Origin of the sequence: Pseudomonas mandelii (genome assembly GCF_024138395.1) — a bacterium.
In the GTDB taxonomy this organism is placed as follows: Bacteria; Pseudomonadota; Gammaproteobacteria; order Pseudomonadales; family Pseudomonadaceae; genus Aquipseudomonas; species Aquipseudomonas mandelii_E.
This window is the reverse complement of sequence record NZ_JAMYDU010000020.1, coordinates 59,782-81,952: the sequence shown is the minus strand read 5'-3', so window position 1 is coordinate 81,952 and position 22,171 is coordinate 59,782. Positions and strand designations below refer to the sequence as shown.

Sequence of the window (22,171 nt, the reverse complement as noted above, 5' to 3'; positions counted from 1 at the left end):
TTCTACCTCAGCTTCAGGGTGGCAAGGCCGACCAGTACCAGAATCACGGTGATGATCCAGAAACGGACGATCACGCGCGGCTCGGGCCAGCCCTTGAGTTCAAAGTGGTGGTGTATCGGTGCCATGCGAAACACACGGCGACCGGTCAACTTAAAGGAGGCGACCTGGATGACAACCGACAGGGTCTCCATCACGAACACGCCGCCCATGATGAACAGAACGATTTCCTGGCGGACTATCACCGCGATGGTGCCCAGGGCCGCGCCCAGCGCCAGTGCGCCGACGTCGCCCATGAACACTTGGGCCGGATAGGTGTTGAACCAGAGGAACCCCAGGCCCGCACCGATCAAGGCGCCGCAGAACACAATCAACTCGCCCGCGCCCGGTACGTAAGGAATCAGCAGGTATTCAGCGAATTTCACGTTACCCGACAGGTAGCAGAAGATCCCCAAGCCGCCGCCGACCATCACGGTAGGCATGATCGCCAGACCGTCGAGGCCATCGGTCAGGTTGACCGCGTTGCTCGAGCCGACAATCACGAAATAGGTCAAGACGATGAAACCCGCGCCAAGCGGAATGCTGTAGTCCTTGAGCATCGGCAGGATCAGAGTGGTTTCTACCGGCGTCGCGGCAGTCATATAAAGGAAGATCGCCGCGCCCAGGCCGAACACCGACTGCCAGAAATACTTCCAGCGGCTCGGAAGGCCGCGGGAGTTTTTCTCGATGACTTTGCGGTAATCGTCGACCCAGCCGATGGCACCGAACAGCAGGGTCACCAACAACACGACCCACACGTAACGGTTGGCCAGGTCAGCCCAGAGCAAGGTACTGACGCCAATGGACGAAAGAATCAGTGCGCCACCCATGGTCGGGGTGCCGGATTTGGACAGGTGCGATTGCGGGCCGTCGTTACGAACAGATTGACCGATCTGACGGTTCTGCAAGGTGCGGATCATCCACGGGCCATAGCACAGCGACAAGACCAGCGCGGTCAGCACACCGAGGATCCCGCGCAGGGTCAGGTACTGAAAGACCGCGAAGCCTTTGTAGAACTGTTGCAGATACTCCGCTAGCAGCAGCAGCATTAATGTTTCTCCAGACGGGTCCCGCACAAAGCGGCGACGATGTTTTCCATCGCGGCGCTGCGCGAGCCCTTGATCAAAATGGTGGTGTTTATGTCCTGCTCGGCTTCCAGGGCCTTGATCAGCTCAGCCTGAGTGCTGAAGTGAAAAGCCTGCTCGCCGAAAGCGTTTACCGCGTGGGTCATCATTGGCCCGACCGCGTAAAGCGCGGAAACCTTGCCGCGGGCGTACTCGCCCACATCGCGGTGCCCCTGCTCCGCCCAATCGCCCAACTCGCCGATATCTCCGAGCACCAAAACGGTGCGACCGGAAAAGCCGGCGAGTATATCAACGGCGGCGCACATGGAGGTGGGGTTTGCGTTGTATGTGTCATCGATCACGCGCATACCGTTAGTTGCCAGTTGCGCGACGGTGCGGCCCTTGACCGGTTGCACGGCGCCGAGACCGGTGGCGATGCCGAACAGCGACACGCCCAAGGCATGCGCGGCAGCGGCGGCGGCCATGGCATTGGCGACGTTATGGGTGCCAAGCAGATTCAGCTGAACCCGCTCCACACCTTCAGGGCTGTGCAGGTTGAACGCCGGGCAACCGCGGGCATCGCGATCCAGATCGCTGGCGTAGAAGTCGGCGCTGACATTATTCAGAGCGAAGGTCAGCACTTTGCGACCGGCGGCGCGGGTTTTCCAGATGTCAAAAGCCTTGTCGTCGAGATTCAGCACGGCGACGCCATCGGCATCCAGCCCTTCGAGAATCTCACCCTTGGCTTCAACAATTTTTTCCGGCCCGCCGAACTCACCGACGTGGGCGGTCCCGGCGTTGTTGATGATGGCCACGTGGGGTTTGGTCATGGCGACGGTGTAAGCGATTTCACCGATGCGCGAAGCGCCAAGTTCGATCACTGCAGCGGTGTGCTCCGGCGCCAGTTCGAGCAAAGTCAGCGGAGCACCGAGATCATTATTCAGGTTGCCACGGGTCGCCAACACTGGACCCCGTGTGCGCAGGATGCTCGCCAGCATTTCCTTGACCGTGGTCTTGCCGCTGGAACCGGTGATGGCCACGACCGGCTGAGTGAATGCCGCACGGTTCATCGCGCCCAATTGGCCGAGGGCCTGGCGGGTGTCCTGGACCAGCAGTTGCGGCAGCGCGCTGTCGGCAACTTCGCGCTCAACCAGGGCAGCCGCGGCGCCTTTGGCGGCGACGTCATTGAGATAGTCATGGCCATCGAAACGCGGGCCGGCCAAAGCAATAAACAGTTGGCCGGGCGTGATCGCGCGGCTGTCGATGCTAACGCCGTCGAAGCTGGCATCGCTGGCAATCAGACGGCCATTCAATGCGCTGGTCAGTTCGCTCAGTTTCAAGGCTTTAAGCATGGGCCACCTCCCACGCGGTCAGGGCGTGATCGGCCTCGACCAGATCGGAGAAAGCGTGGCGCTCGCCATTGATTTCCTGATAGTCCTCGTGACCTTTACCGGCCAGGACAATCACGTCATCCGCCGAAGCGCTGGCGATCAATTGGGCAATCGCCTGGCCACGGCCGGCGACGAAGGCAACTTTATCCTCGGCTGTGAAACCGGCGCGGATGTCGTCGAAAATCACGGTCGGGTCTTCGGTGCGCGGATTGTCATCGGTCACCAGTACGCCATCGGCCAGACGCTCGACCACTTCCGCCATCAGCGGACGCTTGCCGCGATCGCGATCACCGCCGCAACCGAACAGGCACAGCAACCGACCTTTGGCGTGAGGACGCAGGGCCATCAAGACTTTTTCCAGCGCGTCCGGTGTGTGGGCGTAATCGACCACCACCAACGGCTGAGTACCGCCGCCCAGGCGCTGCATGCGACCGGCCGGGCCTTCGAGTTTCGGCAGCACTTTGAGGATTTCGTCCAGCGCGTATTCCAGCCCGAGCAAGGCGCCGACCGCGGCCAACACATTGCTCAGGTTGAAACGACCGAGCAAGGTGCTGCGCAAATGGTGCTCGCCTTGTGGCGTGACCAATGTGGCGCGCACGCCTTCGTCGTCGAACTGCGCTTCGCGGCAATACAGGTAGGCGCTGGAATCTTCCAGGCTGTAAGTGATCAGTCGCGACTCGCCTTTATCGGCAGCCAGTTGCCGACCGAAATCGTCATCCAGATTGACCACCCGACACTTCAGATCATTCCAGGCAAACAACTTGGCCTTGGTTTCGCCATAGGCCTGCATGGTGCCGTGATAATCCAGATGATCGCGCGACAGGTTGGTCATCACCGCCACATCGAAAGCCAACGCAGTCACGCGGCCCTGATCCAAACCGTGGGAAGAGACTTCCATGGCCACGGCTTTGGCGCCGGCCTTTTTCAGGTCGGCGAGGGTCGCTTGCACCGCAATCGGGTTCGGCGTGGTGTGCAGACCGCTTTCCAGCGCGCCGTAGAAACCGGAGCCCAGAGTGCCGACGATACCGCAGTGCTGACCAAGCAGGTCGAGCGCCTGGGCGACCAGTTGGGTCACGCTGGTTTTACCGTTGGTGCCAGTCACGCCGATCAGATTCAAATGACGGCTCGGGTCGCCATAAAAGCGCCCGGCGATGTCCGACAGCTGCGCCGCCAGGCCTTTGACCGGAATCAACGGCACCTCGGTGATCGGCAGCACAGTTGCGCCTTCGACTTCATAAGCCACGGCGGCAGCACCGCGTTGCAAGGCGTCGGCGATGTGCGCACGCCCGTCGAACTTGCCACCAGGAACCGCGAGAAACAGATCGCCTGCTCGTACGTTACGGCTGTCCAGCGCCAACTCGCGGATCAACAGATCGCGGCCGGCGTGGGCGAAAATCTTGTTCAGGCTCAGCGACATCAGCCGCGCCCTCCATTAGCTTTCAGCGGAACGACCGGTGCGGCGTTCGCTTGTTGAGTGGCAGGCAGGTTGTCCGGGGTGATGTTCATCAGACGCAAGGTCCCGGACATCACTTTGCTGAACACCGGCGCCGATACCAGACCACCGAAGTAACCAGCCTTGGTCGGTTCATCGATCACCACCACGATTGCATAACGCGGATCGCTCATCGGGCCGAAGCCGGCGAACAGCGAGCGGTAGGAATTCTCGGCGTAGCCCTTGGTGCCGACCGACGTTTTACGCGCGGTACCCGACTTGCCGCCCACGTGATACGCCGGCACCTGCGCACGGAATACACCGCGCGGGGCTTCGATCACTTGTTGCAGCATGATTTGCATGGTTTTCGCGACGGCTTCCGGCAATACCTGTGTGGTTTGCGGTGCCTTGTCGGTTTTGATCAGGGTCAGCGGCGCGAGTCGACCATTGTTGGCCAGGGCCGAGAAGGCATGGACCAACTGGATCGCAGTCACGGAAATACCGTAGCCGTAGGACAGCGTGGCGGTTTCAGCCTTGCGCCATTCGCGGTAGTTCGGCAGGTTGCCGACGCGCTCGCCCGGGAAGCCGAGACCGGTGTCCTGGCCGAGGCCGACTTTCTGCGCCAGGCGGAAAATCGTTTCGCCGCCGATATCGAACGCGACCTTACTCATGCCCACGTTACTGGAATTGATCAGGATACCGGTCAGGTCGAGCACCGGGCCTTCACTCTTGGATACGTCCTTGATGGTGTACTTACCAATCTGCAAGGTGCCTGGATACACCTCGACGGTATCGGTCGGCTTCCAGCGCCCGGTTTCAATCGCGGCGCTCATGGAAATCGCTTTCATGGTCGAACCCGGCTCGAACACGTCGATCATCGCGCGGTTGCGCATCATCGCCGGTTGCAGGTTGCGACGGTTGTTCGGGTTGTAGGTCGGCTGGTTGACCATGGCGAGGATCTCGCCGGTCTTCACGTCCATGATCACCAGGCTGCCGGCCTTGGCGCCATTCTCGATGATCGCGTTGCGCAGTTCACGGTTGGCCAGGTATTGCAGACGCAGGTCAATGGACAACGCCAAGGGCTTGCCGGCCTTGGCGTTTTTGGTGACCTGGACATCTTTGATCAGCCGGCCGCGCCGGTCCTTGATCACTTGTCGTTTGCCGGGGACGCCGGCCAGCCATTCGTCGTAGGCCAGTTCGACGCCTTCGCGCCCGTGGTCATCGATGTCGGTAAAACCAACCATGTGGGCGGTGACTTCACCGGCCGGGTAGAAACGCCGGAATTCTTCGATGCCATAAACGCCCGGCACTTTCAGATCGAGCACAGCCTGGCCCTGCTCGGGGGTCAGCCCGCGCACCAGATAAATGAATTCTTTGTTGGCCTGGGCTTCGAGACGTTCGGCCAGGGCTTTCGGGTCCTGCCCCAGGGCAGCCGCCAGTGCTGGCCACTTCTCTTTGGCCGTTTGCATTTCCTTGGCGTTGGCCCACAGGGTGGTGACCGGCGTACTCACGGCCAAAGGCTCGCCGTTACGGTCGGTGATCAGACCACGGTGAGCCGGAATCGGAATGTGACGAACACTGCGGGCATCGCCCTGACCTTTAAGGAAGGCACGGTCGACCACTTGCAAATCGATGATGCGCCAGGCAATCGCCGCCACCATGATGCCGAGCAACCCGACCACCAGACGGAACCGCCATGGGAAGAGCGCGCCTTCGAGTTTCATCATGGCGCCACCATCTGCACTTCAGCGGCGCCGGGAATGCGCATCTTCAGTTGCTCGGTGGCCAGGACTTCGATACGGCTATGGGCGGTCCAGGTGCTCTGCTCGAGAATCAACCGGCCCCACTCCGCCTGCGCCTTGTCGCGCACGCTCAATTCGCCGTACAGCGAGTTCAATAGTTGACGGTTCCAGTGCGCGCTATAGGACACGCCGATGGCCGACACAAGCACACCGACAAACAACAGCAGCATGAAAAAGCTTCCGCCGGGAAGTGGCTTGGCGAAAAGCTTGCTCACCGCAGCTTCTCCGCGACACGCATGATGGCGCTACGGGAACGTGGGTTGGCTTTGAGTTCGGCCTCGGAGGCGGACTGCGCTTTGCCATGGATTCTGATTTTCGGTTCGAAAGCGACGTGACGGACCGGCAGGTTGCGCGGCAGGTTATCGGCTTCGCCTTTCACCAGTTTGCGCATGAACAGTTTGACGATGCGGTCTTCCAGCGAGTGGAAGCTGATGACGACCAGACGGCCGCCGACTTCCAGGCATTCCAGCGCGGCTTCGAGGCCGGTTTCCAGATCGCCCAGTTCGTTGTTGACGTGAATACGCAGACCCTGGAATGCACGGGTGGCCGGGTTCTTGCCCTTTTCCCATGCCGGGTTGGCGACTTTCAACACTTCAGCCAGATCGCCAGTGCGCTCGAACGGCTTGATGTCGCGACGCTCGGCCACGGCGCGTGCCATGCGACCGGAGAAACGTTCTTCGCCGTATTGCTTGAACACCCGGGCGATTTCTTCCACCGGCGCGGTGTTGACGAACTCGGCGGCGCTGATCCCGCGGGACGGGTCCATGCGCATGTCCAGCGGGCCGTCGTTGAGGAAACTGAAACCGCGCTCCGGGTCGTCGAGCTGCGGCGAAGACACGCCAAGATCGAGCAGAACACCGCTGACCTTGCCGGCCAGACCGCGTTCGGCGACTTCCGAACCGAGCTCGGCAAAGCTGCGCTGCACAACGACAAAGCGGCCGTCTTCGGCCGCTAGCGTTTGCCCGGTGGCAATCGCTTGAGGATCTTTGTCGAATCCGAGCAACCGGCCATCAGGCCCGAGCTGGCTGAGGATCAACCGACTGTGCCCGCCACGTCCGAACGTACCGTCCAGATAGCAGCCATCAGGACGTACGGCGAGAGCCTCGACGGCTTCGTCAAGCAGTACGGTGATGTGGTTAAAGCCGCTATCAATAGTCACAGGATTAAATCACGCAGTTCATCAGGCATGGCGCCCGGTTGTTGAATAGCAGCCAGGTCAGCGGCAGAAACCGCATTCCAGGCATCCTCGTCCCACAATTGGAACTTGTTCAGTTGGCCTACCAACATCGCGCGCTTATCCAACTTGGCATATTCGCGAAGACGTGGCGGAACCAGAAAACGACCACTGCCATCGAGCTCGAGGTCGACGGCATTACCAATCAGTAAACGTTGCAGGCGGCGGTTCTCTTCGCGAAGAGAAGGCAGTGCGCGCAGTTTGGTTTCGATAATTTCCCACTCATCGAGGGGATAAACACACAAACACGGATCAACGGCATCGATGGTGACGATTAATTGACCGGAACTACGCGAAACCAGCTCGTCACGGTACCGGCTCGGCATTGCGAGACGGCCCTTTGCATCGAGACTGATAGCGTTAGCTCCGCGAAACACGTCAGCGTTTCTCCAAATATTAGCGTTTTACGCTCAAAAAACCCACTTCATGCCACTTTCCGCCACTTGCGCACACTATAGGAATGCGCCCACCACACCGTCAAGGCGCGGATTAAAGGAAAAGCCTTACAGAACGGAGATTTAGGCGCGTAAAAGGAGGGTTAACGGGAATCTGACAGATGAATTCACTCAATAACTTGAATCAGCACAGAAGGCTGCGTTCAGAAGTTAAAGTAGTTTGTTAAGAGTAAGATTTTTTCGGTATTACAAAAGCGCTTCTGCTATTGATTCAGCAGGGAGGGAAATTGCCATTACGCACATCCCTGCCAAAGATTCAGCAGAGAGGGAAAAAGGTGGAGAGTCGATCTGTAAGCCGGGTTCTGTCTTGAACAGTCATTCGTCTACGATGGCCATCACTGGACATCTTTAGCAACCTACCCGGTCCCAGCGCGGGCCACGCCTTGGGACCCTATTTGGTCTTGCTCCAAGTGGGGTTTACCTAGCCACGAACTGTTGCCAGACGTGCGGTGCGCTCTTACCGCACCTTTTCACCCTTACCGGCGCCGAAGCGCTTAGGCGGTTATTTTCTGTGGCACTTTCCGTAGGCTCACGCCTCCCAGGCATTACCTGGCACTTCGCCCTATGGAGCCCGGACTTTCCTCCCCCCCCTAATTTTCATAGAGGGCAGCGACTGTCCGATCGACTCTCCGCCGCGAAGGTTAACGGCAGAGCGGCCGAAGAACAAGCGCTAAAAGCCTCTGGCCGGCGCTGCACGTCGGTTTTACTCGCCCTTCTGTTTATCCAGCGCGACCTGATAGAGCACATTCTTGCGTTCGCCGGTAATTTGCGCGGCCAATGCCGCCGCACGCTTGAGCGGCATCTCTTCGAGCAGCAGGTTGAGAATACGCATGGCTTCACTGCTGACAGCGTCTTCGGTCTCGGGGGCCGTCCAGCCTGCCACCAGCACGACGCACTCGCCACGCTGCTGATTGCTGTCCGATTCAACGAACTCACGCAACTCGGCCAGCGGCAAGCCTTTGAGGGTTTCGAAGGTCTTGGTCAATTCGCGCGCCAGCAATGCCGGACGCTCGGCACCGAATACCAGCTCCATGTCTTGCAGGCATTCGAGGATGCGATGCGGTGCCTCATAGAAAATCAGCGTGCGTGGTTCTTCTTTAACGAGCTCCAGACGAGCACGTCGACCGACAGCCTTGGCCGGCAAAAAACCTTCGAAGATGAAACGGTCGGACGGCAGCCCCGCCGCCGACAATGCCGCAATCAAGGCACACGCCCCCGGCACCGGCACCACATTGATTCCCGCGGCACGAGCCTGACGTACCAGGTGATAACCCGGATCGGAAATCAGCGGCGTGCCGGCGTCGGAAATCAACGCCACATCGTCGCCCGCCAGCAGACGCGTGATAAAGCGGTTACCCTCCTCCCGCTCGTTATGTTCGTGACAGGCCGCCAGCGGCGTGGGAATACCGAAATGCTGCATCAATCGCTGGGAATGGCGAGTGTCTTCGGCCGCGATCAAGGCGACCTCGCGCAGGATCTTCAGCGCACGCGCACTGATATCGTCCAGGTTGCCGATGGGCGTCGCCACCACATAAAGCGAGCCAGCAGCGGAATTCAAAGCACCTGGAGCAGTCAAAGCGCACACCTCATGATCGGTAAAAGGCGACATTGTAGCGCGTAGCGGCGCTTGCGATACGCCTCACCCTCCCCGGGTTTTCCAGCCTTTTGTGCAGTACCGTAACATTTGCACGAGCTAAATTGATCGATTCACGCCAGTAACATCGCGCCCCGGCCAGCGCTTGGGTACAATTCCACGCTAATTTGATCGAGTATCAGGAACACTTACATGATCGCTTGCCTGCGGCTGCTCACTGCCCTCTGCCTCGCTGCCTTGCTGGCGGCTTGCGCCAGCTCGCCCTCTTCCAGCCTTGGCGAACTTCCACGGACCCCGGACGCCAGTATCGAGCAACTGCTCGAACAGGCTACTCAAAGCAAAGATCCGGAAAAAGCCGCCCTGTTGCGCTTGAGCGCGGCAGACCTGGCTTATCGTCAAGGCAATGCCGGCCAGTCCGCGCAAATCCTGCAACAGGTGCCAGTGGAACAACTCAAGCCAGGCCAACAAGTCTTCGCCAGTACCTTGGCGGCTGAACTGGCCATGGTCCGCAATCAGCCCAAAGCGGCGCTGACTGCCCTGAGTCATCCGAGCCTGCAACGCCTGGGCGAACTGCCCGTCGAACAGCAGGTTCGCACCGGCACCGTTCATGCCCGCGCCCTTGAGGCCGACGGCCAGACCCTGGCCGCCGCACGGCAGCGCATCTTTATTGCGCCGATGCTTGAAGGTGAAGCAGCCAGCAAAAACCACGAAGCGATCTGGACCCTGATCGCTTCGCTGCCAACCGATCAATTGCAGCCGACCACCGACGATGACCTCGGCGGCTGGATCCGTCTGGCGCTGGCGGTGAAAACGGCCGGCACCCTGGAACAGCAGCAAGCCGCGATCGACAACTGGCGCGAACAGAATCCAAAGCACCCGGCTGCCATCCAGCTGCCGTTGCCCCTGACCAAACTCAAGGAACTGGCCAGCCAGCCCCTGAGCAAGATCGCCCTGCTGCTGCCACAAGACGGCCCGCTGGGTCCGGTTGGCAAAGCCCTGCGCGAAGGCTTCATGGCCGCTCACTACCAGGCGCAACAAGCCGGGCAGAAACCGCCAGCCATCGAGTTCTATGACAGCTCGCGCCTGACCTCCCTCGACGAGTTCTATCGCAAGGCCCAGGCCGATGGCGTGCAACTGGTGGTCGGCCCGCTGGAGAAGCCACTGGTCAAACAGCTCAGCGCGCGCCCGCAACTGCCGATCACTACCCTGGCGCTGAACTACAGCGAAGGCCAACAAGGTCCGGCCCAACTGTTCCAGTTTGGTCTTGCCGCTGAAGACGAAGCCCGCGAAGTGTCCCGCCGTGCACGCGCCGACGGCCTGCATCGCGCCGCGATCATGGTGCCGAAAGGCGAATGGGGCGACCGCGTACTCAGGGCGTTCAGCCAGGATTGGCAAGCCAACGGTGGCAGCATCGTCGCTACCGAGCGCGTCGACCAGCCGGTGCAACTGGCCCAGCAGATTGCCGACATGTTCCAGCTGCGCCAAAGCGAAGGCCGCGCCAAAAGCCTGCAAAGCACCGTTGGTTCGCAGGTTGCCGCACAACCTTCGCGTCGTCAGGACATCGAGTTCATCTTCCTGGCCGCAACACCGCAACAGGCTCAACAGATCAAACCGACCCTGAACTTCCAGTACGCGGGTGACGTGCCGGTTTACGCCACCTCCCACGTATTCAGCGCCAGCGGCGACCAGAACCAGTACAACGACATGAACGGTATTCGCTTCTGCGAAACCCCATGGCTGCTGGATGCCAATGACCCGCTGCGTAAACAAGTCACTGCACAATGGCCGCAAGCCGGCGGCAGCCTGGGCCGTCTGTACGCGATGGGCGTTGACGCCTATCATCTGGCACCGCGCCTGGGCCAACTCAAGGCCTTGCCGGACAGCCGCATCCAGGGTCAATCGGGCAGCCTGGGCATGACTCAGAATCAACGGGTCGAGCGTCAGTTGCCATGGGCCGAGTTCACAAACGGTCAGATTCAACGCCTGCCGGACACCTCGCGCTGATGCCTGACAGGTCACGCCAGCAAAGCGGTAAAGATGCCGAGCGTCATGCGCTCGAGCATCTTCAACAACAAGGTCTGCGCCTGCTGGCGCAGAACTGGTTGTGTAAACGCGGCGAGCTTGATCTGGTCATGCTTGATGGCGATACAGTAGTATTCGTCGAAGTCCGTTATAGAAAAAACACCCAATGGGGTGGCGCGCTCGATAGCATCGATGGGCGTAAACGGCAGAAACTGATTTTTGCCGCGCAGTTTTTTCTTCAGCGCGAGTCGCGTTGGGCCAATTCCCCCTGCCGCTTCGACGTGGTTGCCATCGACAGCAACCTTGATCAGTTGAACTGGTTGCAGAATGCCTTCGACAGCTGATCACTTGCGTCCCGAACCGGACACCTTCACCCAACACTTTTGCTCTTTGCTTTGCGGGCTGCACATTCATGTGCCGAGTAGCCGCGCTAATTAAGGTCACACAGATGGACATGCAATCGCGAATTCGCCAGCTTTTTCAGGCCAGTATCGACACCAAGCAACAGGCGATGGACGTACTTGCACCGCACATCGAGCAAGCCAGCCAGGTCATGGTCAACGCCCTGCTCAACGAGGGCAAAATGCTGTCCTGCGGCAACGGCGGTTCCGCCGGTGACGCACAGCACTTTTCGTCCGAGCTGCTCAACCGCTTTGAACGCGAACGCCCGAGCCTGCCCGCCATCGCGCTGACCACCGACAGCTCGACGATCACCTCGATCGCCAACGATTACAGCTACAACGAAATCTTCTCCAAACAAATTCGCGCCCTGGGCCAGCCGGGTGATGTTTTGCTGGCGATTTCCACCAGCGGCAACTCGGCAAACATAATTCAAGCGATCCAGGCCGCACATGATCGCGAAATGATTGTCGTAGCATTGACCGGTCGTGATGGCGGCGGCATGGCGTCACTGTTATTGCCTGAGGACGTCGAGATTCGCGTACCGGCCAACGTCACCGCACGTATTCAGGAAGTCCACCTGCTGGCGATCCATTGCCTCTGCGATTTGATCGACAGCCAACTGTTCGGGAGTGAAGAATGACCCCTAATCGCCTAGGCCTTCTGGCCTTGACCCTGTGCCTTGGCATCAGCGGCTGCACCTCGGTGGTTAACGCCAGCCGTGAAGCACCGATCGATGATGACCGTGGCACACGCACCTTCGGCAGCAAGATCGACGACTCCCTGATCGAAACCAAGGCAGGTGTAAACATCGCCAAGGCCGATCCGGACCTGGACAACAACTCGCACATCGTCGTCACCAGCTTCAACGGTGTGGTGCTGCTCGCCGGGCAAACCCCTCGCGCCGACCTCAAGGCCAAGGCCGAACAGGTTGCCGCCTCCGTTCAGCGGGTAAAGAAGGTGCACAACGAGCTGCAAGTACTGCAACCGTCCTCGCTGCTGGCGCGTCAGAACGACACCTGGCTGACCACCAAAATCAAGACCCAGATGCTCGCCGACGCCTCCATTCCAGGGTCACGCATCAAGGTTGTGACCGAAAACGGTATCGTCTACTTGCTGGGTCTGCTGACCAAGCAGGAAGCGGCCCAGGCAACCAATCTGGTCCAAGGCGTTTCCGGCGTGCAGAAGATCGTGAAGCTGTTTGAGTACATCGACTGATCGGCTTGTAGGCGTCTGCGCAAAACGGTGGAACCCTCACCCAGGATTGCGCACATGCCGGGCGCACAAAAAAACCCGCTGAATTACTTCAGCGGGTTTTTCATTTCAGCGGCCAGGAAGATCAGAAATCCTCCAACCGCCATACCTCATAAGCCGGCGTCTCATAGGGATGACTCTCTTTCAGAGCCACCACCACCGCCCGAATCAACTCATCGCTGACCACAAGCTCAACCTTCCATTCCTCGACTTGCTCGACCTGCCCCGCCTCACCAATAAACGGCTGACTGCCATCCAGTGGACGAAACTGACCCAACCCGAACACCTGCCACGCGCAGTGATCATAAGCCCCGATCCGCCCGCCACCGGCAGCGAACACAGCACTCTTGACCACCTCGACATGACTGGCCGGAACAAAAAAACCGAGCTTGTACACGGCAATCAGTTCCTCCGTTCTTAGTTAACCCACACGCGAGCATTACGGAACATACGCATCCAAGGTGCGTCTTCGTTCCAGTCTTCCGAACGCCACGAGTTCTGCACGGCGCGGAATACACGCTCCGGGTGCGGCATCATGATGGTCACGCGACCGTCACGGCTGGTCAAACCGGTGATCCCGCGCGGCGAACCGTTCGGGTTGGCCGGGTAGTTCTCGGTGACCTTGCCGTGGTTATCGACGAAACGCAGCGCCACGCAACCCGACAGATCGGCTTCCAGCAACGCTTCTTCGCTGGCGAATTCAGCATGGCCTTCACCGTGCGCGATGGCGATCGGCATGCGCGAACCGGCCATGCCTTGCAGGAAGATCGAGTTCGACTCCTGAATCTGCACCATCGCCACACGAGCTTCGAACTGCTCGGAACGGTTGCGCACGAAGTGCGGCCAGAACTCGCTGCCCGGGATCAGCTCGTGCAGGTTGGACATCATCTGGCAACCGTTGCACACGCCGAGGGTGAAGCTGTCGTTACGTTCGAAGAAGCCCTGGAAGGCATCGCGAGCGCGGCTGTTGAACAGCGCGGACTTGGCCCAGCCTTCGCCGGCACCCAATACGTCGCCGTAGGAGAAACCGCCGCAAGCGACCATGCCCTTGAAGTCGTTCAGGTCGACACGGCCGGCCAGAATGTCGCTCATGTGCACGTCGATCGCGTTGAAACCGGCGCGGTCGAACGCGGCCGCCATTTCCACCTGACCGTTGACGCCCTGCTCACGCAGCACGGCAACCTGTGGGCGAATACCTTTTTTGATGTAAGGCGCGGCGACGTCCTGGTTGACGTCGTAGCTGAGCTTGACGCTCAGGCCCGGATTGTCTTCTTCCAGCAGCACGTCGAATTCTTGTTCGGCGCAGTCGGCGTTATCACGCAGACGCTGGATCTGGTAGCTGGTCTCGGCCCACTGACGTTGCAGCAGACGACGCTGACCTTCGAACACCGTGTCGCCGTTGAAGGTGATGCTGATTTCGCCGTTGTTCATCGGCTGACCGATCACCGACACGCAGTCGCCCAGGCCGGCAGCGCTGAACTGCGCGAGGATGTCCGGGGTAGCGTCCTGGCGAACCTGGATCACGGCGCCCAGTTCTTCGTTGAACAGGATCGCGGCGATGTCGGCGGAAGTTTCTGCCAGACCGTCGAGGTTCAGGCTCAGACCGCAGTGACCGGCAAAGGCCATTTCCACCACGCTGGTCAGCAAACCACCGTCGGAACGGTCGTGATAAGCCAACAGGTGACCGTCGGCGTTGAGGCCCTGGATCACGGCGAAGAAGGCTTTCAGGTCTTCGGCGTCATCGACGTCCGGTGCCTGCTTGCCGAGTTTGCCGTGAACCTGAGCGAGGATCGAAGCGCCCATGCGGTTCTGGCCGCGACCAAGGTCGATCAGGATCAGGTCGGTGGTGCCCTTGTCCATGCGCAGTTGCGGGGTCATGGTCTGACGGATGTCAGTCACTGGCGCGAAACCGGTCACGATCAGCGACATCGGCGAAGTCACAGTCTTGTCGACGCCTTCGTCATTCCAGCGAGTGGCCATGGACATCGAGTCCTTGCCCACCGGAATGGTGATGCCGAGGTCCGGACACAATTCCATGCCGACCGCTTTCACGGTGTCGTACAGACGCGCGTCTTCACCCGGGTGGCCGGCGGCGGACATCCAGTTCGCCGACAGTTTGATGTCGGAGATTTTGGCGATGCGCGACGCCGCGATGTTGGTCAGGGTTTCGCCGATGGCCATGCGGCCCGACGCCGGAGCGTCCAGCAGCGCCAGCGGAGTACGCTCCCCCATGGCCATGGCTTCACCGGTGTAGACATCGAAGCTGGTGGCGGTGACGGCAACGTCAGCCACCGGAACCTGCCACGGGCCGACCATCTGATCACGGGCCACGAGGCCGGTGATGGTGCGGTCGCCGATGGTGATCAGGAAGCTTTTGCTGGCCACGGCCGGGTGATGCAGAACGCGCTCGACGCAGTCGGCGATCTCAAGGGTCGACGGATCGAAATCGTCGCCCAGCTCGTTTTCGCGAACGGCCGAACGGTGCATGCGCGGGGCTTTGCCCAGCAGCACTTCGAGCGGCATGTCCACCGGGCTGTTGCCGAAGTGGCTATCGGTGACAGTAAGCTGCGGTTCGGCAGTGGCTTCGCCGACCACGGCAAACGGGCAACGCTCACGTTCGCAGATCGCCTGGAAGCGTTCGAAGTCCGCCGGACCAACCGCCAGAACGTAGCGTTCCTGGGATTCGTTACTCCAGATTTCGTGCGGGGCCATGCCCGGCTCGTCGTTTGGAATGTTGCGCAGTTCGAAGCGACCGCCACGGTTGCCGTCGTTGACCAGTTCCGGGAAGGCGTTGGACAGACCGCCCGCGCCGACGTCGTGGATGAAGCTGATCGGGTTTTTGTCACCCAACTGCCAGCAACGGTCGATGACTTCCTGGCAGCGACGTTCCATTTCCGGGTTTTCGCGCTGTACGGATGCGAAGTCCAGATCCGCCGAGCTGGTGCCGGTGGCCATGGAAGAGGCAGCACCGCCGCCCAGGCCGATGAGCATTGCCGGGCCGCCAAGAACGATCAGCTTGGAGCCAACGGTGATCTCGCCTTTCTGTACGTGTTCGGCACGGATGTTACCCATGCCGCCAGCCAGCATGATCGGCTTGTGGTAACCGCGAACTTCGTCGCCACGCGGGGTGGTGATCGATTGTTCGAAGGTACGGAAGTAACCGGTCAGGGCCGGACGACCGAATTCGTTGTTGAACGCGGCGCCACCCAGTGGGCCTTCGATCATGATGTCCAGCGCGGTAACGATGCGCTCAGGTTTGCCATACGGCACTTCCCACGGCTGTTCGAAGCCCGGGATCTGCAGGTTGGACACGGTGAAACCGGTCAGGCCAGCCTTTGGCTTGGCGCCGCGACCGGTTGCACCTTCATCGCGAATCTCACCGCCGCTACCGGTGGATGCGCCCGGGAACGGGGCAATCGCGGTCGGGTGGTTGTGCGTTTCGACTTTCATCAGGATGTGCACCGGCTCCTGCACCGCGCCGTACTGGCGGGTTTCAGGGTCCGGGAAGAAACGGCCGGCAACGGAGCCGACGATCACCGAGGCGTTGTCCTTATAAGCCGACAGAACACCTTCGCTATGCATCTGATAGGTGTTCTTGATCATGCCGAACAGGCTTTTTTCCTGGCTCTGACCGTCGATGTCCCAACTGGCGTTGAAGATCTTGTGACGACAGTGCTCGGAGTTCGCCTGGGCAAACATCATCAGTTCGATGTCATGCGGGTTGCGCTTCAAGCCGACGAAGGCTGCGACCAGATAGTCGATCTCGTCTTCGGCCAGGGCCAGGCCCAGCTCGGTGTTGGCTTTTTCCAGCGCGGCGCGGCCGCCACCCAACACGTCGATCGCGGTCAGGGGCTTGGGTTCGGCGTGGCTGAACAGGCCGGCGGCTTGTTCAAGGTTGTCCAATACGATCTGGGTCATGCGGTCATGCAGTGCGCCTGCGATGAGCTGCGCTTCGGCGTCGCTGAACTGGCCGGCGACGTAGAACGCGATGCCGCGCTCCAGGCGCTGGACCTTGGTCAGGCCACAGTTGCGAGCGATGTCGCTGGCTTTACTGGACCACGGCGAGATAGTGCCGAAACGTGGCAACACCAGAAACAGACGACCGGTTGGCTCTTGTACTGGAACGCTTGGGCCGTACTTCAGAAGGCGCGCGAGCACCTGCTGTTCGTCGCCGGTCAGGACGCCGGTAACTTCGGCGAAGTGAGCGAATTCAGCATACAAGCCGCTGACAGCCGGAACGCATCGGCTCAGTTGCTCAAGGAGTTTGCTGTGGCGAAAGGCAGAAAGGGCAGGAGCGCCGCGCAGGATCAACATCTTCGGGACAGCCTCGGGAAGGGGTGTGCTTTGAGGCCGTGCATTCTAGCCTAAACCGCTCGCGACAGCACCCGAAACGGTACGCACGGCTGCACCCGAACGTCGGGCCGAGTATTCGGGCTCTGAACAGCCGCGCGCCGAGGGTTATTTTTTCTGTCACAAAATGCTGTTTGGGCCCATTCCTGCGGGCTCCAAGCGGGTTTCAGACTCTCTAGCAGACAAGCCCTTCGCTGTCGAGATATGGCGCTCGTGGTCCTTTGCGTATACTGCGCAGATGTTTTCCCCAACGGCTTTGCGTCCGCGGTACGCCAAATGGCTGATCGCAACCGGACTCTTCCTGGTGCTCGGTGGCTGTGTTGATAAACCCAACACGCTGGAGCGCGTAAAGGAGGATGGCGTGCTGCGGGTGGTTACCCGTAACAGTCCCGCCACCTACTTTCAGGATCGCAACGGTGAAACCGGCTTCGAATACGAGCTGGTGAAGCGCTTCGCCGACGATCTGGGGGTCGAACTCAAGATCGAAACCGCCGACAACCTCGACGACCTGTTCAATCAGGTAGGCAAGCCCAATGGCCCGGTGCTGGCTGCTGCCGGTCTGGTCAGCAGCCAGCAACGTAAACAGCAGGTGCGGTTTTCCCACTCTTACCTCGAAGTCACCCCACAGATCATCTACCGCAACGGCCAGTCGCGGCCGACAGACGCAGGCGATCTGGTCGGCAAGAAGATCATGGTGCTCAAGGGCAGCACCCACGCCGAGCAATTGGCAGAGCTGAAAAAGAAGTATCCCCGCATTGAATACGAAGAGTCCGACGCGGTTGAAGTCGTCGACTTGCTGCGCATGGTCGACGAAGCCCAGATCGATCTGACCCTGGTCGACTCCAACGAAGTCGCGATGAACCAGGTGTACTTCCCCAATGTGCGGGTCGCTTTCGATCTCGGTGACGCCAGCAATCAGAGCTGGGCCGTGGCCGCCGGCGAAGACAACAGCCTGCTCAACGAGATCAACAGCTACCTCGACAAAGTGAAGAAAAACGGCACCCTGCAACGGCTCAAGGATCGCTATTACGGGCACGTCGACGTGCTGGGTTACATGGGCGCCTACACCTTCGCCCAACATCTGCAACAGCGGTTGCCCAAGTACGAACAGCATTTCAAGACATACGCCAAGAAAGAGAAAGTCGACTGGCGCTTGTTGGCCGCGGTCGGTTATCAGGAATCGCTGTGGCAAGCGGCGGTCACGTCCAAGACAGGTGTGCGCGGATTGATGATGCTGACCCAGAACACGGCGCAAGCCATGGGCGTGTCCAATCGCCTGGACCCCAAACAGAGCATCATGGGCGGAGCGAAGTACCTGGCCTACATGAAAGAGCAACTGGATGAGTCGATCCAGGAGCCGGACCGTACGTGGTTCGCGCTCGCCGCCTACAACGTTGGCAGCGGTCATCTGGATGACGCGCGCAAACTGACGGCCAAGGCAGGGCTGAATCCGGACAAGTGGCTGGACGTGAAGAAAATCCTGCCGCGCCTGTCACAGAAACAGTGGTACAGCAAGACTCGTTACGGCTACGCCCGGGGTGGCGAGCCGGTGCATTTCGTGGCGAACATCCGTCGCTATTACGACATCCTGACGTGGGTCACACAGCCGCAGCTTGAAGGCAATCAGGTCGCCGAGGGCAACCTGCATGTGCCGGGGGTCGACAAGACCAAGCCGAGCCAGGAAACCCCGCAGCTTTAAATCTCCGATGCCTTCAAAGACGCCATCGCGGGCAAGCCACGCTCCCACAAGTCCGCGTCGAGTACATAGTTGTCGTTCAACTCGGACCTGTGGGAGCGTGGCTTGCCCGCGATGGCAGCGCCGCCGATCTAACCTTTCAACGCAGCTGCCAGAATCAGCGCTTTCATCTCCGACACCGCCGACTTGAACCCGACGAACAACGCATGGGCCACCAGCGCATGGCCGATGTTCAGTTCGTTGATGCCTTTGATCGCCGCAACAGCCTCGACGTTGTGATAGTGCAGACCGTGACCGGCGTTGACGATCAGGCCCTGGGCCAGACCAAATGCCACGCCATCGGCCACGCGCTTGAGTTCTTCCGCGACTTCGGTTGGCGTCTCGGCGTCCGCATAACGCCCGGTGTGCAATTCAATGGCCGGTGCACCGACACGACGGGACGCTTCGATCTGCCGCTCGTCTGCGTCGATGAACAGCGACACTTCACAACCGATCTTCGCCAGGCGATCCACCGCCGCCTTGATTCGCGCCTCCTGCCCTGCCACGTCCAGACCGCCTTCGGTGGTCAGCTCCTGACGGGTTTCCGGAACCAGGCAAATGTGCGCCGGGCGGATGCGTTCGGCGAACGCCATCATTTCTTCGGTGACGCCCATTTCGAAATTCATGCGGGTTTGCAGCACGTCCTTGAGCAGCAGCACGTCGCGCTCCTGGATGTGCCGGCGGTCTTCGCGCAGGTGCACGGTGATGCCATCAGCGCCCGCCTCTTCCGCGTCCAGTGCTGCCTTGACCGGATCGGGGTAACGAGTACCTCGGGCCTGACGCAGGGTGGCAACGTGGTCGATGTTCACGCCAAGAAGAATGCGATTGCTGGTGGTCACGGAAGCGCTCCTGAAGATGGGAAAGTTCGGTGCACAGCATACACAAGGAATTTACGGCTTTCGAAACAACTCTCGGGAAACCAGAGGACGACCACCCAGATGAACGGCCAATGCCTGACGCATCAAGCGCTTGGCGGCGGACAGCGCACCGGACGCGGACCAGTCGGCTTCGGCCATGGCCAACAGTTCGGTGCCGTTGAACAGGCCGGGTTGCAGCAGATAGACCCGCTCCAGGCCTGCGTCCACTTGCAAGCGGTAGAGGCCGTCCGGTGCGATGGGATCGCCATGAATGTCGGTGTTCAACGCAAAGCCGTAGCCGAGGTCGTCGAGCAAACGCCATTCGAAAGAACGCAGCAACGGCTCCAGCGGACGGCCTTCGGCCAGGGCGAGCAAGGTCGCGGCGTAGTGATCGAAAACCGCGGGATGAGGGTCTTCGGCGGGCAGCAGGCGGATCAGCAATTCGTTGAGGTAGAGGCCGCTGAACAGCGCCTCGCCATTGAGCCAGGTGGAAACACCGGCGCTTTCCATGCGACCGACGTTTTTCAACTCGCCCCGGCCACGAAACTCGACTTCCAGCGGCACGAACGGCCGCGCCAACGTCCCGGCCTTGCCCCGCGCGCTACGCAACACCGCCCGCAGCCGACCTTGCGGCGTAAGGAAATCCACCAGCGCGCTGGTTTCGCGGTAGGCGCGGGAGTGGAGGACGTAGGCGGGTTGGCCAATGGGTGGGGTTTGCGACATGGAAGTCAGCGTTCTCAATGAGTCAGCACAGATTTACAAACTACCCCAAACCAATGTGGGAGCGAGCTTGCTCGCGATGAGGACCCGACATTCAACATTGATGTTGACTGGCAGACCGCTATCGCGAGCAAGCTCGCTCCCACAGGGTACTTCGGTGTAACAGGAACCGGTGTTACAGGTCGCCGTAACCCAGCGAACGCAGCGCGCGCTCGTCATCGGACCAGCCGCCCTTAACCTTGACCCACAGGTTAAGCATGATCTTGGAGTCGAACAGCAATTCCATATCCTTGCGCGCCTCGGTGCCGATGCGCTTGATGCGCTCGCCCTTGTCGCCAATGATGATTTTCTTTTGACCGTCACGTTCGACGAGGATCAAGGCATGAATGTGCAGGGTTTTGCCCTGCTGCTTGAACTCTTCGATTTCCACGGTGATCTGGTACGGCAGCTCGGCGCCCAATTGGCGCATGATTTTCTCGCGCACCAGTTCGGCGGCGAGAAAGCGGCTGCTGCGGTCAGTGATCTGATCTTCCGGGAAGAAGTGATCGTTTTCCGGCAGGTGCTCGGCGATCACTCGTTCCAGCGCGTCCAGGTTGTGCCCGTGCTGGGCCGAGATCGGCATGATCTGCGCGTTCGGCAGCTGTTCCTGCAACCAGCTCAGGTGCGGCATCAGCTCGGATTTGTCTTCGATACGGTCGGTCTTGTTCAGCGCCACGATCAGCGGGCCGGTCACGTACTGAACGCGTTCGAGGACCATCTGGTCTTCATCGGTCCACTTGGTGCGGTCAACCACGAAGATCACCACGTCGACGTCTTTCAACGCCGCCGAAGCGGTCTTGTTCATGTAACGGTTCAGAGCCTTTTCGCCGCCCTTGTGCATGCCCGGGGTGTCGACGTAGATCGCTTGAACGGCGCCCTCGGTCTTGATGCCGAGCATGTTGTGACGGGTGGTCTGCGGCTTGCGCGAGGTGATCGCCAGCTTCTGACCCAGAATGTGGTTCAGCAGCGTGGACTTGCCCACGTTGGGACGGCCGACGATGGCAACATAGCCACAGCGAGTTGCGGTTGAATCAGTCATGGCCATTCTCCACGCCCAGGGCAATCAGTGCTGCGGCCGCCGCTACCTGTTCGGCAATACGACGGCTCACACCCTGACCTCGGCTTTTTTCATTCAGTAAGATGATTTCACATTCGACGAAGAACGTCCGGCAATGCGGCTCACCCTGGATATCCACCACTTCGTATCGTGGCAGCTCACAACCACGGGACTGCAAAAATTCCTGCAGGCGGGTTTTCGGATCTTTGTTGGTGTCGACCAGCGTCAGGCCTTCGAACTCTCCGGCCAGCCAGGCCAGCACACGCTCGCGCGCCATGTCCATGCCGGCGTCCAGGTAGATCGCACCGATCAGCGCTTCCAGGGCATCGGCCAGAATCGACTCGCGACGGAAACCGCCGCTTTTCAATTCGCCGGAGCCCAGGCGCAGGTATTCACCCAGGTCGAAACCACGGGCCAGTACGGCCAGGGTCTCACCTTTCACCAAGCGTGCGCGCAAGCGCGACAATTGGCCTTCGCGGGCCAGCGGGAAGCGATCGAACAGCGCCTCGCCAGCGACGAAGTTGAGGATGGCATCACCGAGGAACTCCAGGCGTTCGTTGTTGCGCCCGGCAAAGCTGCGGTGAGTCAGGGCCAGGACCATCAGCTCCTGGTCTTTGAAGGTGTAGCCGAGCTGACGCTCTAGACGGCTTAAGGAGACGCTCACGGTTTACCCACGCTGAGTTCGTGGCTGGATTCCACCGCCATCGCCGTGGTGCGGCGCAGGCTTGGG

19 protein-coding genes and 1 other RNA gene are annotated in these 22,171 nt (G+C 60.2%); 5 read left to right on the top strand and 15 right to left on the bottom strand.

The annotated features are described in order from the left end of the window. Positions 1 to 2: 2 nt before the first annotated feature. The 9 genes from mraY to rsmI form a co-directional block, all read right to left on the bottom strand. Positions 3 to 1,085 (bottom strand): phospho-N-acetylmuramoyl-pentapeptide-transferase, encoded by a 1,083-nt coding sequence (mraY, locus tag NHU87_RS22820; protein ID WP_007904350.1) that lies wholly within the window; start codon positions 1,083 to 1,085, stop codon positions 3 to 5. Then, positions 1,085 to 2,452 carry a UDP-N-acetylmuramoyl-tripeptide--D-alanyl-D-alanine ligase gene (locus NHU87_RS22815; RefSeq protein WP_253552663.1) on the bottom strand — a complete coding sequence of 456 codons (1,368 nt, stop codon included), beginning with the start codon at positions 2,450 to 2,452 and terminating at the stop codon, positions 1,085 to 1,087. Before NHU87_RS22815 ends, mraY begins: the two co-directional genes overlap by 1 nt. After that, a complete protein-coding gene (locus tag NHU87_RS22810) occupies positions 2,445 to 3,908 on the bottom strand; it encodes a UDP-N-acetylmuramoyl-L-alanyl-D-glutamate--2,6-diaminopimelate ligase (protein ID WP_253552662.1) in 1,464 nt (487 codons plus the stop codon). Before NHU87_RS22810 ends, NHU87_RS22815 begins: the two co-directional genes overlap by 8 nt. After that, a complete protein-coding gene (locus NHU87_RS22805) occupies positions 3,908 to 5,647 on the bottom strand; it encodes a peptidoglycan D,D-transpeptidase FtsI family protein (protein WP_253552687.1) in 1,740 nt (579 codons plus the stop codon). The genes NHU87_RS22810 and NHU87_RS22805 overlap by 1 nt, the downstream gene beginning before the upstream one ends. Further along, entirely contained in the window at positions 5,647 to 5,940 is a 294-nt protein-coding gene (ftsL, locus tag NHU87_RS22800; protein ID WP_038981628.1) for a cell division protein FtsL, read from the bottom strand. Before ftsL ends, NHU87_RS22805 begins: the two co-directional genes overlap by 1 nt. Beyond that, positions 5,937 to 6,884: a 16S rRNA (cytosine(1402)-N(4))-methyltransferase RsmH gene (gene rsmH / locus NHU87_RS22795; protein WP_437180850.1), complete on the bottom strand. Its 948-nt coding sequence runs from the start codon at positions 6,882 to 6,884 to the stop codon at positions 5,937 to 5,939. The genes ftsL and rsmH overlap by 4 nt, the downstream gene beginning before the upstream one ends. Continuing rightward, the gene (gene mraZ, locus NHU87_RS22790; protein ID WP_003205355.1) at positions 6,881 to 7,336 is read right to left on the bottom strand and encodes a division/cell wall cluster transcriptional repressor MraZ; all 456 of its coding nucleotides are present in this window, start codon (positions 7,334 to 7,336) and stop codon (positions 6,881 to 6,883) included. Before mraZ ends, rsmH begins: the two co-directional genes overlap by 4 nt. A gap of 353 nt (positions 7,337 to 7,689) precedes the next feature. Then, positions 7,690 to 8,043, bottom strand: an RNA gene (gene rnpB / locus NHU87_RS22785) — RNase P RNA component class A. Between the two features lie 74 nt (positions 8,044 to 8,117). Further along, positions 8,118 to 9,023 carry a 16S rRNA (cytidine(1402)-2'-O)-methyltransferase gene (gene rsmI / locus NHU87_RS22780; RefSeq protein ID WP_162130595.1) on the bottom strand — a complete coding sequence of 302 codons (906 nt, stop codon included), beginning with the start codon at positions 9,021 to 9,023 and terminating at the stop codon, positions 8,118 to 8,120. Positions 9,024 to 9,200: 177 nt separating this feature from the next. Between rsmI and NHU87_RS22775 the strand changes: the two genes are divergently transcribed. The 4 genes from NHU87_RS22775 (at position 9,201) to NHU87_RS22760 (ending at position 12,647) form a co-directional block, all read left to right on the top strand. Next, positions 9,201 to 11,012, top strand: a complete 1,812-nt coding sequence (locus tag NHU87_RS22775; RefSeq protein WP_253552661.1) for a penicillin-binding protein activator — start codon at positions 9,201 to 9,203, stop codon at positions 11,010 to 11,012. Then, the gene (locus tag NHU87_RS22770) at positions 11,012 to 11,374 is read left to right on the top strand and encodes a YraN family protein (protein WP_253552660.1); all 363 of its coding nucleotides are present in this window, start codon (positions 11,012 to 11,014) and stop codon (positions 11,372 to 11,374) included. The genes NHU87_RS22775 and NHU87_RS22770 overlap by 1 nt, the downstream gene beginning before the upstream one ends. 104 nt (positions 11,375 to 11,478) lie before the next feature. After that, entirely contained in the window at positions 11,479 to 12,072 is a 594-nt protein-coding gene (locus NHU87_RS22765; protein WP_007904374.1) for a phosphoheptose isomerase, read from the top strand. Then, positions 12,069 to 12,647, top strand: a complete 579-nt coding sequence (locus tag NHU87_RS22760) for a BON domain-containing protein (protein ID WP_095632532.1) — start codon at positions 12,069 to 12,071, stop codon at positions 12,645 to 12,647. Before NHU87_RS22765 ends, NHU87_RS22760 begins: the two co-directional genes overlap by 4 nt. A 121-nt stretch (positions 12,648 to 12,768) precedes the next feature. Here the strand turns inward: NHU87_RS22760 and NHU87_RS22755 are convergent, their stop codons facing one another. Together NHU87_RS22755 and purL are read right to left on the bottom strand one after the other, a co-directional pair. Further along, complete coding sequence (locus NHU87_RS22755; protein ID WP_007905538.1) at positions 12,769 to 13,080, bottom strand: Nif3-like dinuclear metal center hexameric protein; 312 nt, start codon at positions 13,078 to 13,080, stop codon at positions 12,769 to 12,771. Between the two features lie 20 nt (positions 13,081 to 13,100). Beyond that, on the bottom strand, positions 13,101 to 16,997 hold the full coding sequence (gene purL, locus NHU87_RS22750; protein WP_253552659.1) for a phosphoribosylformylglycinamidine synthase: 3,897 nt from the start codon (positions 16,995 to 16,997) through the stop codon (positions 13,101 to 13,103). A 274-nt stretch (positions 16,998 to 17,271) separates the two neighbouring features. On the opposite strand from purL, the gene mltF reads away from it, so the two are divergent. Beyond that, a complete protein-coding gene (gene mltF, locus NHU87_RS22745) occupies positions 17,272 to 18,732 on the top strand; it encodes a membrane-bound lytic murein transglycosylase MltF (RefSeq protein ID WP_253552656.1) in 1,461 nt (486 codons plus the stop codon). Between the two features lie 128 nt (positions 18,733 to 18,860). On the opposite strand, the gene pdxJ is transcribed toward mltF, so the two are convergent. The 4 genes from pdxJ to rnc form a co-directional block, all read right to left on the bottom strand. Next, positions 18,861 to 19,607: a pyridoxine 5'-phosphate synthase gene (gene pdxJ, locus NHU87_RS22740; RefSeq protein WP_008004962.1), complete on the bottom strand. Its 747-nt coding sequence runs from the start codon at positions 19,605 to 19,607 to the stop codon at positions 18,861 to 18,863. 51 nt (positions 19,608 to 19,658) lie between these two features. Beyond that, the gene (gene recO / locus NHU87_RS22735) at positions 19,659 to 20,348 is read right to left on the bottom strand and encodes a DNA repair protein RecO (protein WP_253552655.1); all 690 of its coding nucleotides are present in this window, start codon (positions 20,346 to 20,348) and stop codon (positions 19,659 to 19,661) included. Positions 20,349 to 20,520: 172 nt separating this feature from the next. Continuing rightward, a complete protein-coding gene (era, locus tag NHU87_RS22730) occupies positions 20,521 to 21,423 on the bottom strand; it encodes a GTPase Era (protein WP_008073130.1) in 903 nt (300 codons plus the stop codon). Next, positions 21,416 to 22,105: a ribonuclease III gene (rnc, locus tag NHU87_RS22725; RefSeq protein ID WP_052966248.1), complete on the bottom strand. Its 690-nt coding sequence runs from the start codon at positions 22,103 to 22,105 to the stop codon at positions 21,416 to 21,418. Before rnc ends, era begins: the two co-directional genes overlap by 8 nt. Between the last annotated feature and the right edge of the window lie 66 nt (positions 22,106 to 22,171).

What these genes read in the sequence shown, in the direction of transcription:
- NHU87_RS22760 (WP_095632532.1), top strand. Translation starts at nt 12,069, where the DNA reads ATGACCCCTAATCGCCTAGGCCTTCTGGCCTTGACCCTGTGCCTTGGC.
- NHU87_RS22765 (WP_007904374.1), top strand. Translation starts at nt 11,479, where the DNA reads ATGGACATGCAATCGCGAATTCGCCAGCTTTTTCAGGCCAGTATCGAC.
- NHU87_RS22770 (WP_253552660.1), top strand. Translation starts at nt 11,012, where the DNA reads ATGCCTGACAGGTCACGCCAGCAAAGCGGTAAAGATGCCGAGCGTCAT.
- purL (WP_253552659.1), bottom strand. Translation starts at nt 16,997, where the DNA reads ATGTTGATCCTGCGCGGCGCTCCTGCCCTTTCTGCCTTTCGCCACAGC.
- mraY (WP_007904350.1), bottom strand. Translation starts at nt 1,085, where the DNA reads ATGCTGCTGCTGCTAGCGGAGTATCTGCAACAGTTCTACAAAGGCTTC.
- NHU87_RS22775 (WP_253552661.1), top strand. Translation starts at nt 9,201, where the DNA reads ATGATCGCTTGCCTGCGGCTGCTCACTGCCCTCTGCCTCGCTGCCTTG.
- mltF (WP_253552656.1), top strand. Translation starts at nt 17,272, where the DNA reads ATGTTTTCCCCAACGGCTTTGCGTCCGCGGTACGCCAAATGGCTGATC.
- NHU87_RS22805 (WP_253552687.1), bottom strand. Translation starts at nt 5,647, where the DNA reads ATGAAACTCGAAGGCGCGCTCTTCCCATGGCGGTTCCGTCTGGTGGTC.
- era (WP_008073130.1), bottom strand. Translation starts at nt 21,423, where the DNA reads ATGACTGATTCAACCGCAACTCGCTGTGGCTATGTTGCCATCGTCGGC.
- NHU87_RS22815 (WP_253552663.1), bottom strand. Translation starts at nt 2,452, where the DNA reads ATGCTTAAAGCCTTGAAACTGAGCGAACTGACCAGCGCATTGAATGGC.
- rsmI (WP_162130595.1), bottom strand. Translation starts at nt 9,023, where the DNA reads ATGTCGCCTTTTACCGATCATGAGGTGTGCGCTTTGACTGCTCCAGGT.
- recO (WP_253552655.1), bottom strand. Translation starts at nt 20,348, where the DNA reads ATGTCGCAAACCCCACCCATTGGCCAACCCGCCTACGTCCTCCACTCC.
- NHU87_RS22810 (WP_253552662.1), bottom strand. Translation starts at nt 3,908, where the DNA reads ATGTCGCTGAGCCTGAACAAGATTTTCGCCCACGCCGGCCGCGATCTG.